General features: G+C 64.0%; 6 protein-coding genes. All 6 read left to right on the top strand.

All coding sequences use genetic code 11. The features are described from left to right. Positions 1-56 precede the first annotated feature (56 nt). The 6 genes from IAQ70_RS03610 to IAQ70_RS03585 all read left to right on the top strand — a co-directional run bounded on the left by IAQ70_RS03610 (position 57) and on the right by IAQ70_RS03585 (position 13789). The gene (locus IAQ70_RS03610) at positions 57-3611 is read left to right on the top strand and encodes a tubulin-like doman-containing protein (RefSeq protein ID WP_190987947.1); all 3555 of its coding nucleotides are present in this window, start codon (positions 57-59) and stop codon (positions 3609-3611) included. A gap of 118 nt (positions 3612-3729) precedes the next feature. Then, positions 3730-6288 carry a hypothetical protein gene (locus IAQ70_RS03605; protein WP_190987946.1) on the top strand — a complete coding sequence of 853 codons (2559 nt, stop codon included), beginning with the start codon at positions 3730-3732 and terminating at the stop codon, positions 6286-6288. 83 nt (positions 6289-6371) lie between these two features. Next, positions 6372-8822 (top strand): hypothetical protein, encoded by a 2451-nt coding sequence (locus tag IAQ70_RS03600; RefSeq protein ID WP_190987945.1) that lies wholly within the window; start codon positions 6372-6374, stop codon positions 8820-8822. Next, on the top strand, positions 8812-11580 hold the full coding sequence (locus IAQ70_RS03595) for a GAP1-N2 domain-containing protein (RefSeq protein WP_190987944.1): 2769 nt from the start codon (positions 8812-8814) through the stop codon (positions 11578-11580). Before IAQ70_RS03600 ends, IAQ70_RS03595 begins: the two co-directional genes overlap by 11 nt. Further along, positions 11580-12629, top strand: a complete 1050-nt coding sequence (locus IAQ70_RS03590) for a hypothetical protein (protein ID WP_190987943.1) — start codon at positions 11580-11582, stop codon at positions 12627-12629. Before IAQ70_RS03595 ends, IAQ70_RS03590 begins: the two co-directional genes overlap by 1 nt. Continuing rightward, positions 12626-13789, top strand: a complete 1164-nt coding sequence (locus IAQ70_RS03585; protein WP_190987942.1) for a TRAFAC clade GTPase domain-containing protein — start codon at positions 12626-12628, stop codon at positions 13787-13789. The genes IAQ70_RS03590 and IAQ70_RS03585 overlap by 4 nt, the downstream gene beginning before the upstream one ends. The last annotated feature ends 38 nt before the right edge of the window (positions 13790-13827 follow it).

The following is a 13827-nucleotide window of genomic DNA, read 5'->3' as shown; positions in this document are numbered from 1 at the left end:
TCGCCGAACACTAAGCCCACGACAGCCACCACGATCAGAACAGGCAGGCAGTAACAATGCGGAAATTCCTAGTAGTGGGCTGCGGTGGTTCCGGTGGTTCCACCCTTGCCTTCATGATGGATCAACTCAGTTCCGAGCTGTCAGCCCACGGGGTCACCGGCATCCCGGCGGGGTGGCAGTTTGTCCACATCGACGTACCGGTTGCACCCGATACACGCATTGCCGGCGTCGGCAACGTCTCCCAACAGGGCGGTGGATACATTGCGACGGGCCCGTCAGGCGGAAGCTACACCGTGATGGACAATGCGCTGACCCAGACACTGAGCAATGCCAAAGCCTTGGGCCAGATCGGCACGTGGGCCCCACGTGATCCGGCTCAGATCACCGTTCCCATTCACAGCGGGGCTGGTCAAATGCGGGCGGTCGGGCGAATGATCACGCTCAGCAAGGCGGGTGAGGTCCGGCACGGCCTGGAGCGCGCTTTCCAGCGGCTCAACATGGTTGAAACAAACAGCGAAATGGCTCAGCTGTCCGTCCCGGGACTGGGTAAGTTCAATGCCGCCGAACCGCCCATCATCCTGGTCGTCTCATCGATGGCCGGCGGCGCGGGAGCATCCATGGCCCTTGATGTGTGCCGGCTGCTGTCCTTGGTGCCAGGTGTTTCGCCTTCCTTGGTGGGTGTCTTCATGCTGGCCGCGGATGTCTTTGATGGATTGCCTTCCGACGCCCGCGGGGGAGTCCGGGCCAACGCGCTCGCAATGCTGGGTGAAATCGTAGCGGCGCAGACCAAGGCCGCCCAGGACCATGACCTGGCCACGCTCGCGGCGCTGGGACACGGGAACGGTGTCACGGGTGAAAAGCCCTTTGCACGGGTATTCCCGGTGGGACGGTTCGCCGGGGTCAACCGGACCATGTTCGGAGACGGCACACAGGATGCTGTGTACCGGGGCCTCGGACGCGGGCTTGCCGCCCTGATGCTTAGCGGCAAGGCCGCTGCGGAATTCGTGTCCTTCGATCTGGGCAACAATTCCGGAGACAAGGCTGCGGTGCGGGACTACTTCGGCTGGGGCGTCGAACCGAACGAACTCCCATGGGGCGCGTTCGGCTTCGCCAGCCTGAGCATGGGCCGTGACAGGTACCGCGAATACGCGGCGCAGCGCCTGGCCCGGACTGCCGTGGACCGGCTGCGGACAGGACATATCCAACCCGGCAACAGCGCCTCATCGGTGGCGCAGGTCACCGCCTTGGTGTCCAGCCAGTGGAGCAACATATCGACGGCGATGGGCCTGCCGGTAGCGGCCGACGGTCCGCTCAGGCGGCAGGAGGTTATGGCATGGTTCACCGAGACGGCTTTCAGCCGTGCGGACGTGAGCCTGCTGGCCTCCGCCATCACTGACGAGCAGATCGTCCCGTTCGTTCCTCCGGCCGCCGGAATTCAAGCGGCACAGTGGCTGGATACCCTTCGCCAGAGGCTGCTGGAACGCAAACCCGCCCTGACCAATGGGACAGTGGAATCGGCCTACCAGTGGGGCTACTCCTACAAAGGCGTCCTGCTGACGCGCTTTACTGCGTTGATTGAGAACGCCGTGGCGCAGTTTGGATTGCCCTATGCCCGGGCCGTTGTGGAGCGTCTCGAGACCCTCCTGCGGGAACAGCTCATCGTGACGTTGAAGGGGATGGCCGGTCTGGCCCAGCCCAACGTCGGTGCTGTTCCGCAGAACATCGAGGGCGAGCTTGGCCGGATGAAGGTCATTGAGAATGGGCCGTCGGTGGTGGACCGGCTGATGGGCACACTCCGTGGCCAGACAACGGACCTGCTGTACTCACAGGCCGCGGGAACTGCCGCTACAGTCCTGACCGCTTTCATTTCGGACGTACTGGGGCCGATGCGGGAAGCGCTCTCGGAAGGGCTTAGCATCCTCGATCAGGCGGCGGCGGCCCGGCCCACTGCTGTGGGCCTTGCCAACGTGGCCACGGACCAGTACTCAGCCTGGCCCTCCGATGAGAACCTCTCGGTTCCGCAGCGCTTTGATGTTGCGGACAACGAAATCCTCATCACCGAATCCAAGACTTTTGCGGTCCAATACGAGTCGGACGTGGCGCAGACGGGTGGTGGAGCTGCAGGAGTAAGGGGATTCAACGATGCGCGGCAGCTTCTGGGTGGCCAGGTCATCAGCGGCCTGTGGCCCGTGGCAGGTGGGCACCAGGCGCCTGGAGGTCTCTTGGAAGTCACCGCCAGCTGGCAGCCGGGCGAGTTCAACCGGGATCCATACAGCCAGGCGCCGGTGACCCCGTCGCGAGCACGCTTCATGCTTCACACCTCGCCGAAGGAACTGCTCAAGCGGTCGCGTGCCTTTGTTGGACGGCCAGGCGAGGCATTCGACAAGTTCTGCTCCCTGTCGCTGCGCGATTACGTGCGCGGAGTGGATGCCAACCAGTCCGACATTCCGCAGCGGCAAGCGGATGTCATCGCTAAATTCACCGAAGCGGTCAACCGCGCTGTTCCTCTGATCAGCGTCAATCCCGACGTGGTCCAGCAGCTGCACGGAACCTCGGTGGCCTACAGATTCAAGTTCTCCTCCATCCCGTTCGGCGAGCTCGACGACGTGAGCCAGGCGCTCCTGTCAGAAATTGAGGCAAATCCGAACATCGCCGCTGAAACGGCAGCCATTTTGCAGCGGTCCCTCACTGCGGACACCCGCGTTCAGCGAATCGACATCTTCGGGTCCTACCGAAACTACTCACCCCTTGTCTTCGATTCCGTCCTGTCACCCGTGGCGCAGCAGTGGGATGGAACGTCGCTACCGGAGCGCAAAGGTTTTTGGAGCCAGCGGCGGTCACGCCCACTAACTGCCTCGCTGCCTATGGGCGAGAGTGAGCGCCGGGCGATGGTGGGAGGCTGGTTCGTTGGCCAAATAACGGGTCAGCTCCGCCTACCGGAGTTGCCCTACGACGAAGCCGTGGAGATCTGGGATCAAACGGACGGCCGGTGGATCCCTTTTCCCAACCCGTTGCTGACGCCGCCAAGGCAGTTCCTGGCCAAGTCCTTCGACTGGCTGCCGGCAGTTCTGGAGTCAATTCTGCTGGCAGTGGCACGGGCACATCAGGCGCCCGTACTCTCTTCGCTCCGCCCATACCGCCTCCTCCGGGAGCTGTACGATGCGAGCCCCGAGGAACCTGCGGCAGGCCTGTTCGAAGTGACGGCACTTCAGACCCTGACGCGATGGCTCGGCTCCGGGCAGACCGAGTCCGGGAGTCCCAGCCGCATCCCGGGTGTCGTGAGGGAGAGCACCATGACTGAACGCCATGAGCTCACCAAGGAGTGGCTCCAGACCATCAGATCACTTGCCAGCGAGCACTTCATGCCGCCGGGTCGCCTCAAGGCGGCGGGCGGCGGGTCCTTTTCGCAGATCAATACCCGTCGGGCGGCGAGCGCGACGCCCCTCTTCAGGGATGTGGCGGAGGACATTTATGTGGTGCTGGGTGACTTGCTGGCCCACTTGGAGACCGCCCACCAGCGGGCACTCCAACCTGGTAAACATTCTGCCCTGGCGCCGGAACCGGCTGACGATGATGACCCCTTGGCCCTCCCTGCAATGGGAGCCTTCTGAGATGGCGGCGTTGACAGTTTTTGTGGCCCCCCGCGGAATCACCGCCGGGGTTCGCGAAGCTCTCACCGACTGGTCGGGGCTTGGTCTGATTGACAGCTTTATCTGGATTGAGCCGGACATGGTTTCTCGCACCAGCGTCAATGGTCTCCTCGTGGCTGACGGAGACCTGCAGGCCATCAGCCTGCAAAGCCTGGCGGGGACCGGCAGCTACGACCTGCTCCGGCTGTGCGTGCTCGTGCCCGGGATTGCCGGACACGAGCAGGTCGACTCTGCCGTCAGCCAGCGCATTGCCGAAATGCTGGAGTCCTCGTTCGGTGGCCGCCCAGTGGTCAGGGTTCGTGCCGTCGTGGCGCGAAGCGGTGAAACGGCGGTTCTGGACGGGCTGGCCCAAGGAGGCTGGCACAACCTCGTGCTGAGTCCCGAGGAAGCGGCCGGCCCGGGACTGGGCCACCACCAGCTTTACGCCACGAACGACCCCTTTGACTGGGGCGTGCATGCTGCGGCCACCTGCGCCGGCGTCCTCGGTCTCTGGGCCGGCAGCTCGGACTCACTGCTGGACGGGGAGGCCCCGCTGCCCGGAGAGAGCGCCAGGCTAGTCCGCGCCTTCTACCGGACCTTGGATACAACGGCGGTCGGGGCCGAGCTTCGCCACCACGTGCTCTCGCTTGATAACGGCGTGCCGCTGCCCACGTACTTCGGCACGTCAGCCATTTACGTCGAGGACTCCGGACTGGCCGCAAGGGTCATGGCGGACCAGTTGTGGGAAAAGCACGGACGCTCTTTGCACGGAGATCGGGAACATGCCGCCCCGCAACCGGTCACCGCTATCGGTCCCTGGGCGGCCTTTAAGATGATGTTCGGGTTTATTTGGGCAGCATTGAAAAACGCGCCCCGTAGCTGGGCGCAGCGCGTGGCCACCCGGGTGAAATCGGAAGCTGCGGCCGCTGTGCATGGACTCGTTTTCGGCTCCGCGCCTTCGCAGTACGCCGTAATTGTGGACGGCGTCGGCAGGGATGGATTGCCGGTCTCCTGGTTGGATGTCCGGGACGCTGCCGCCACTCTTGACAAACTACTGGACGACGCCGGGATGGCTCGGGAGCACCGTGCCCCTGCCGATCTGGCCTCGTTCTGGCAGGATTTTGCGGACGGGGCGCTGACGCTCGTCGATGCCGGTGAACGTGTCACTGCCTTGCCACCGGTTCAGGTTGGGACGCAGCGTGCCGTACTCCGGCACGCCAGTGCTTCCGTTCCCGGCCCCGGGTCCGGGTTCTCGGATATCCCGTCGCACCTTGCGGCCGTCATCGAGCTTGATTCGCTAGAGCCATACGATGTTTTGGGCATCCTCAGTATGGAGGAGCGCCTGCAGCGCGCAGCGGGGGATGCCAACCTGGGGATCCCCGCAAGCACGGCACTGGAAGCATTGCGACGCTGGAAGCTTGTCTCGGAGGAAAGCTATGCGGTCCGGGTGGGAACCAGGATCGGCCAGAGCCTGAACTCCGTCAGAAGCGAGGTTCAGCAACTGCTGAACCAGATCCGAAGGGCGGCCAGTGCCGACGACATGCTCGCTGGCGTGTTAACGCGACAGAAAAAATTGGCCTTGTGGATGAAGATTCTGTTGGGCGGGCTGCTGCTCGGGCTCCTTGTCACCGGAGTGCTGGTGGCCCGGGAGAACTTGCAGCTTTGGGACGGCCTTGGCATCTGTGCAGGCCTCGCGGTGGTCTGGTTGATTGTCACGCTGGTGATTTTCATGAACGGGCAGCGGGAACTCTTCCAACTGATGAATGCACGAAGCCAGCTACTCAGTGATGACGAGATTTCGCGCAGGAACCTGAGGCACGCGCTCCGCGACTTGCACAGGCTGAGCGGCGCCTACAGCCAGTTCCTGGCATGGTCCCGCATCATCGGCACCGTCCTGGCTGAGCCGTTCGGCCGGAGCGATGATGAAGCCCGGACCAAGGCAAAGTTTGTCCACGGCCTCCCACTGAACGTCAAAGTTGGTGCGGCGTTGGTGCAGCCCCCGGCCGTCGCGGCTGCTGCCGCCCAACTGCGGCACGACATCTTCGCCGTCGGATGGCTGACCAAACCGTGGGAGCGTGCAAAGGCCACTGCCGGAGACCTCATTGGGCCGCGGGGGTACGAGCTGACAGCTCATCCCGAGGCAATCTACCGCCAGTCCGGGGATGGCGAGCTGTCGCTGCTGCGCCTCTGGATTGGCGCGCTGGACGCGGCCGGCACCGATTCCTCCCCAGGCCGGGACATCTGGGCAGGGGTCCTCAAAGACATCACAGGCCCACGGTCCGCCATCTCCTCAGGCCTGGTGTCGACTGTGAGCGAAGTTCGCGATTCGGCGGTCGTGCAAACGTCATTGGACGCCTTTATGTCCGGTGTGGACCGCGCTCCGGACACCGGACGGCTGGATCATTTTGATGGCGCGGTGCTGACCGACGTTGCCCGGAATGCAGGACGTGCCGTCGTCGAGCACAGCGTGCCCTTCGGCTCTCAAACCGGATTGGCCCGGCACGCCGGGCTGATCCAGCTCAGCGGCGGGATCCCGCAGCACGAGTTCCTGGTTGCCCGCCAGGACGACCGGAATCCGTGGCCGGGGCACGAACCCGGGGCTGCATCGGAAGATGACAGCCCCGACAGCTTCATGATGCCCGAGGGTCCCACCTTCTGATACCAGGGCAAGGCTGCATACCCTTCCTCGGCCGGACGCCAAGGTCGGATCGTAAGTCAAAGACAGTGAACGAAGAGGCAAAGATGAGAGATCAGAAGTACCAGACCCGGCTCTCGGCGCTGAAGCTGTGGGCGGACATGGTGTCCGCGAGGGGATATGTTCCGCCGGCGGAGGAGGATCTGTCCGTCATCGCCGAGCACAAGAAAACCGACACCCCGGGTCTCGACCAGGCCTTGGTGGGCCCATGGCGGGATGCCCTCAAGGAACTTCTCAAGCAGCTTGCTTTCAATATTGCCGATCCCCATCTGCAGCTGGGCATGGAATTCGATGAACCCGGACCGGGTGCCGTCAGGGTTGCGGCGGCAAGGAGCCCGAAGCCGGCGCCTGCGACGGGCGGTGCGGCGCTCCCGGCAGCGTCTCCTGCAGCGGATCCCGCCTTCCTGGCCTTGAAAACCTGGCGCAACAAGGCCATCGCAGAGAAGCGTCTGTCTCCCAGCAACCTCAAGGAAGCCCAGCTTCGTTTGCTGGTCAACTCAGGGCAGACGACGGAGGTGGAGATCCGCTCCGCGTTCCCGCCCGCCGTCGCGAAATATGCAGGGGAGATGGCCAGTGTCCTGACCGGGCTTCACTCCGCAGGTGAGACGGTCGAAGCTGCAAGTCGGCCGAAGCCCGCTCCCCGTGATCCCGCCCCAAGCGCACACCCAAGAGCCGCCACACCCCAACCCGCCGCTGCTCAAACAGCTCCAATGCGCGCCGCCGCGCCGGCGCCAACCAAAGCCCCGGTTGCTGACAAAGCCCCCACCCCCACGGCTCCGTCCACTGTGGGCCTTGATCCGGCCGGCTTCGCGGCATACGACTATGGCCCCCAGACACCCGCTCAGGTCCACGTGGAGGCGCGCAGGGATTCGCAAGGCCACCGGACGTACTCGTGGACGCCGGCGCAGTCAACCAGCCCGGTGACGATCTATCGGCTGGTCGCCGGCGACGAACATGAGCCCTATGCGCCGGATCAGGCGGACCTGGTGGCGGTCACAACCGCTGCGGAGGCCATGGACGAACGCCCCTTTACCACTGCGACGCGCTACTTGCAGGTGTGGCTGAACGAGGGACCGAGCATAGCCGAGGCCATGGCAGCCCAGCCAACGTTGTACGCCGGAGGCGGTTACGTGGGGGAACTCGGGAATGTCGAAATCCGGGAGGATGAGGGGCGCGTCGTTGGCAGGTGGACTGCGCTGCCCGGAACGCAGAAAGTCCAAATCTTCCGGATCCCGCTCGAACGCGCTGCCACCGGCGGCGGCGATCAGCGATACCGCATACTGCAGGACTCGACAAACCTCGGCGGCTTCGTCGATGCCGAAGCGGAGCGGGGCAAGGCCTACCTCTACCAGGTGTGCGCAGAAGCTGCCCTGGGCGGTGACATCCGGCTTTCCAGCCCCACGGCCTGCACCATCCGCCTTAGCGCGGTGCTGGAACCGGTCACCGACATGTGCATTGCGATGACAGGGGACAACGAATCCTCGCTCTTCGACCTGCGCTGGAGCAGTCCAGCCGGAGGCACGGTAGTGGTCTACCGGACCGAACAGCCTCCGCAGGCCGGCCTGGAGCTGGAACCACTATCCGAGGATTCGCTGCGGATCAGCGGACTGATGCCCGAAACACGGCTCTCCAACCCCGTGGAGGTCGTCGATGGCACCGCCACCATGCTCAGCATCCCGTGGCCTTCCGGCTGGACCCGCGCGTACTTCACACCGGTGACCCTGCTGGAGGGAATGGCGCATGTGGGCACTGCCATTTTCAAGTCCCGTAATGAGAAGGTCCGCAACCCGAGGATCGTGGAGCGCGTCAACAGCCAGATCCTCAGCTTCGAGTGGCCCGACGGGGCGGATTCCGTCATGGTCTACATGGGCCCCACCGGCCAGGATCCGGAACTGTCGCTCAACAGCCAGGCAATGGAAATTTCGCAACCCGATTACCGGCGCCGCGGTGGACTGCAATTCACCCAGCCGCTGCCATCCACTGGGTGCGACCTGCATCTGGTGCCGGTAAGTTTCGAGGCTGGCGCGAGGGTGTCCGGGGCAATAACAACCGTCAACTACCCGCATATTCTGCGGCTGAACTACCAGGTCGTGGAAGCGAAAAGCTTCCTGGGGAAGGTGACGGGTGTTTCCGTCATTGTGCAGACCTCGGAAGCAGTTCAGTCCATGCCGGCCTTCGTGCTCGTCTACCACCCCGACCGGCTGCCGCTGACCAGCCGGGACGGGACGGCGCTGAACATGGTGCCGGCCATTGATGTGGCCACGACTCCTGCGCGCCGGTTCACGCCCGGCGGTTCCGGGCCCGACGGGCCCGTTCCGTGGAAAACCGACGCCGGGTCCTGGGCATCGGAGGTCAATCCTGAGGGTGGCTTCCTACGTCTGTTCGCCGATCTTCCGGTGGATGTCTTGCGGCATGTGGCGCTTCTTGACCCGCCCGTCGCGTCCCTCCGCTTCTCCGGTACGCCGGGTATGGGTAAGAGGTTCTTTGGTGGCCGATAACCGGACAGGTCCGCCAGATGCCACGCCCCGGTGGGGACAACTGACCTATGCATCCTTCGACCCGCAGAACGGGGCCGGCGGCTGGCAGGTAACCAGCACGGCCGGAGACCTCAGCGACGGCGAGATCGAGGCGCTGCGGCAGCGGATAGTCACAAGGTTCGACTCCGACATTCACCTGGGTGCATTTCCCAATGCGGCGGAGCTTCAGGCCATGCCCCGCCGGCTAACGTACATCAACGATGGCCGCGGCCGGGGCGCCTACTGGCACAGCACCATGGCGGGGCGGGACTCCACCGGAAGGCCCGGCAACGTCTTCAGCCACGTACTCCTGGATCGGGCCACGGCGCAGCCTGCCCCGGCCATCCGGCCGATCGAGATCTGGCGTTCCCCTGGTTTGTTGTGTCCCTTTGGACCGGAGCAAGTGCGCGAGGCGGTGGTCAGCGACGACACCAGTCCATCGTTCGGGGCAGCCTTGGGCAGGGAGGATGTTCTCGACTTCCTCTTCGACCAAAGCGAATGGCGGGTCGGCTTACTCAGTGCCCTGCTGGACGCAGTATCTGCCGCGCTGAACGACGGCCCAGGTGTGGTGTTGGTTACCGACTCCGCGGAGACAGCCGCCCTGTGGATCGCGGCCGTGAGCAGGCTGGCGCCCGCCGACTGGGTCCGGCGGATGAATTTTTCCGTCTACGAGCGGGCTGCAGGACTCGAGGCCGTTTTCGAACGGGGCGTGCATCTGGTCGGTGTTCCACGTGCCGACGCAGACGCCCTCCCACAGCATTCCGTGTTCACCATTCTGGACGAACACGAAGTACCGGACCTTGGCGAAGTGGGCGGCCGGCCACATCAAACCCAATCGGGTTCCCTTATTGTGCCGACCCACTGGTCCGCCATCGCCCAAGCGGCGTTGGTGGATCGGACAACCTTTTCCGCCGCCACGTCCATGATGGATGACGTCGCGGACCGGGTAGGCGCTACCGGTCAGGAGCCCAGCTGGGCGCTGGCGATGGCAGCCCTGCGCCTGCCGGACATCTTCGGCGACTATGAGGCCGAAGCAGCGGCCGTCATCGTGCGCCACTCGCCAGATTCATTGGCCGGGGATGACGAGCTGATGCAGCTTGCCGGGGACACCATGAAGCGGAGCAGCGGCGCCTCCGCCGGCGAGGCCTGGGCAGAGCTTGAGCAGGGCGGTGCGTCCAAACTGATGCGGCAGGTTCTCATGCAGGCCTATCTGCAGCGCTCGCTTGAGGACGGTGAGTGGTTGGGGAAACCGGGCGCGATTCCGCTACCGCCGGATTACCGCGCGGAGTACAGCACACCGGAAGTGCGGCGGGCCGCGCGGTCGGCGATCCTGACGCTGCAGCGGAAGCTCACCGATGACGGGTCCCCAGACCTTCCCACGACGGCCATCAGGGCATTGGATTTCATCCACCGCGCCGGACTCGCTGACGCGGAGGACGGCTCCGGCGAATCCCTTGACGATTCCATCGCCGAGATCCTCGAGCGAACACTCTTCCAGGTTGTCGATGACGACGACAGGGCACAAGCATTTGTGTCCGACGCCGGGGCTCTTGTGGCCGACCCGCTGCGACAGAAAGTACTGGCGGCCGTCGAAAACAGTGTGAGGTTCCGGTCCGCGCCGGCCGGTAACAGGATGCCTCCCGCCTTCTGTGACTGGTTATTTGGTGCACTCCCGGCCTCGGCGATCCCCAACGTGCTCTCGGATGAGCGCTCCGTAGTACCTCCTGTAGCGGTGGAGCACGCAATCTGGCTCTGCCGGAACGGCCGGGGTCAGGTTGACGGAGCACGGGCTGTGGCCGCAGCCGGCGTCATGGAACCCGAACAAATCGAGGTCGTAGCCGATTCTGTTCTGACCCAGATATTTGTGCCCGAACCGCCATGGCGTGCGTCGGAACTGCTGTTTCTCGAACAAAGGTTCCCCGGCGAATTGTTCCCCGGATTCTTCTCCAACGCGTTGTTGACGGAGGAATGGTCCGACGCGCTGGCCGGGCTGATCGGCGCTGTCCTGGACCGTGGAATCACTGCCCCGGACTCCCCGGAGGTGCCATTTGCCAGACTGCGGCTCATGGCCACGCAACTGTGGGCAGTGGACCATCCGGGCGAGGTGCAGGCTCAGGCAGAGTGGATCCTGGGCACGGCAGTGCAGGCTGTGACCGCCGTGCGGGGCCGCCTGGAACAGGTGGATCTGACGGCCCTGGTGCTCAAGGCTGCAGTGATCGCCGTCGCCAATCCGCGGCACCGCGTCGAGCTGCACCGTGAAGTCCAGAACCTGGTCGCCTCTTATGTTGCCGTTCAGGCTGACGGGGTTTGCGATTTTCTTCACGACTCGGTGGATTCCCGAGTGCTGGGCCAAACGGAAATCGAGGAATTGACCCGCCTCGCGATCGTGACGACGCCAGGTTATCCGGGCCGCGAGGACGTGCAGGGCCACTTCCTGTCCGACGTGACCGTATTTGCAGGCACCGAGCGACTCCGGCTGCTCGAAGTGCCCGTCCGCCATGCCGTCAGAACGGGCCGGACAGATCCGCAATCGATGTGCGACTCGATCCTGACGAAAAACTGGAACCAGACTTTCAATACTGCCTCCGAACGCCTTGTGGAAAAGGTTTACGAGGAGCGCCAGAAATTTTCCCGGGAATGGTGGAAAAAGCTCCGCCAGGAAGCCGGACCCACCGAGCCGGACCCTGCCAAACCCGCGCGTTTCGGCGGGTTTATGTCCGCAATGAGAAAGGATCGATGATGCCCACCTACATCTTGGAAGGCACGAGTGAAGTTCAGCTTCGCGTCCGCCCGCTCCGGGTGACCTTGCGTGTTGAGGGCGAATCGGCCCAGGCACGGCTTGAAGTCGCGCAGAAAGGCCGCCCGCTGGAATCGGTGGTCCGTCCGCCGGACGGGATCATCCTGCCGGCGGTTGAGCAGCTCACCGTGGTTTCAGTGGTCCCAGTGGGCCACACCCGGTTTCCGTCACCCACCGTGCTGCACTTAGCCGTGTCCGTCGAGGAGAGGGCATCCTTGGACCCGCAGCAGGCCGTGCTGGTGCCGATTGATGTCTCCGGACTGGACCGGAAAGACCTGATCTCCGTGGAACGCATCGGGGAGAGCCTGAGTCTCCGGGTGGCACATCACCAGGAGGACGCGGATCTGGGCCAGCTTGGCAATGCCGCCCGCGTGGCAACGCGGGAAGTCCTGGGGCTCCAGTGGTTGGATGACGCCGCTGCCTTCAACATGCTGTTGGCAGTGGACGGATCAGGATCCGCGGTGAACCTTGTGCAGGAAGGTTCCGTAAGCGCCATGGCGCAGGTGCTGACCGGAGTCGCTCAGGTGATAGCGGGCGGCAATCCGGTGCGCGCCGCCGTCGTCAACGGTTCTGTCAACCCTGTCCCGATGAGCGACTTGGCGTCCCTTCCCGCGGATATCGTCGCCACACATCAGGTTTTGGTCCCGTCCAGCAGTTTCCGTTCCACCTTTCCCCGGCTTGAGAACCTCCGGCCTGAGGCGGCCACGATCGTGTATTTGCTGACGGACACTTTGCCCGCAGACATCCGTGATCTGGAGAGGTTGGCGGAGCCGGGCGAAGTGCGGCACATCATTTCGGTGATGGCGCCATCGGCCTGGCAGCTCCTCGGCGGCACATCGGTTTCCCATACCGTCGTGGAACCTGTCCGTGCAGGCGAAGACCTTGAAAGCCGCTTGCTGAGCGAACCGCACGCCCTGCGTGGTCTGGTGAAATCATTGCTCCAGCCTTGCCTCAGCACACGTTCGGAGCTCTTGGAAGGGGTTACGCCGTGACCACCCGTTGCCCTGGTTGCTTCCAGCACCTCCCCGATGATGGATACCTGTGGATCTGCCGGTCCGGACGCTGCCCCACCCAGCCTGATGATGTTGCTGGGCGCTATGCCGGTAAGAAAGTTGAAAGCGGACAGCTGATCTACCGGCTGCGCCCCGCCAACGCCGGCAAGAGCTGGGCACCCGAAGTACCCACAGGCTGCCCCGAGTGTAAGCAACCGGTCCAGGAGGCCTGTGTACGGTGCCATCACGGGTTGCTGCCCGGCTGGCGCGACGGTCACGCCACCTGCGTGGCAATGAACGGGTCCCGTGCCACCGGCAAATCCCTCTACATTGCCGTCCTGGTGAAGCAGCTGGACCAGCTAATGGCCAAGCTGGGCAGCACCGTTCAATTCGCGGACGCCCGCACGCGCGAGAACTACACGGAGATTTACGAGAAACCCCTGTACGAGTCGCGCGGTCTGATGCCGCCGACGCCGAGTGCCATCACGGACAGCTCCTACCAGCGCGAACCTTTGATTTTCAGTCTCGGCATCCTGAACGGGGTCCGGAGGTTTCTTGTGATCCGTGATGTGGCGGGCGAAGACATGGAGAGACCTCCTGCGGATACAGTGCCGCTGCAATTCCTGGCCAACGCCGACGCCGTCTTTTTTATGTTTGACCCGATGGCGGTTCCCGAGATCCGGGCCAAGTTGCAGGACCTGGTTCCCACCCAGAGTCAATTGGGCGGTGATCCGCACGCAGTGCTGGGCAACCTGATGAACATCATCGGCGGTGCCACACCCCGGTTGGCAGTCATCCTCTCCAAATTCGATGCCATGCATGAGCTGCGGAAAGTCGAGGACATTGACTGGCAGTCCATCATGTCCAACTCCGGCGCTGCATTCCTCCGGGACCCCAGCCTGGAGAGCGCCCAATACCAGGAAGACGACGGCGAGCTCCTGCATGAGGAAGTCCGGAGCCTGCTGCATAGGCTCAACGCGGGCCGACTCGTTCTGAGCCTTGAGAATCCCCACAGCGGGCAGCCGATCCCTTACCGTTTCTTCGCCGTGTCCGCGCTCGGGGAGGCCCCTCGCGGGGAATCCGTCCACCCGCGCGGGATAGCCCCGTTCCGCTCCCTGGATCCCGCCAAATGGGTCTTGAGCCTTACGGGAGCAATCTGAGTGCATTGAGGGGCCGCCAAAAAGTTATGGCAGCTTCA

Source organism: Pseudarthrobacter sulfonivorans, from assembly GCF_014712225.1.
Taxonomy (GTDB): Bacteria; Actinomycetota; Actinomycetes; order Actinomycetales; family Micrococcaceae; genus Arthrobacter; species Arthrobacter sulfonivorans.
Note: the sequence above shows the minus strand (reverse complement) of the source record. Positions and strands in the feature narration are given on the sequence as shown.

Bases quoted from the DNA above. Each gene is read 5' to 3' on its own strand.
- IAQ70_RS03610 (WP_190987947.1), top strand. From the start codon at position 57: ATGCGGAAATTCCTAGTAGTGGGCTGCGGTGGTTCCGGTGGTTCCACC.
- IAQ70_RS03605 (WP_190987946.1), top strand. From the start codon at position 3,730: ATGGTTTCTCGCACCAGCGTCAATGGTCTCCTCGTGGCTGACGGAGAC.
- IAQ70_RS03600 (WP_190987945.1), top strand. From the start codon at position 6,372: ATGAGAGATCAGAAGTACCAGACCCGGCTCTCGGCGCTGAAGCTGTGG.
- IAQ70_RS03590 (WP_190987943.1), top strand. From the start codon at position 11,580: ATGCCCACCTACATCTTGGAAGGCACGAGTGAAGTTCAGCTTCGCGTC.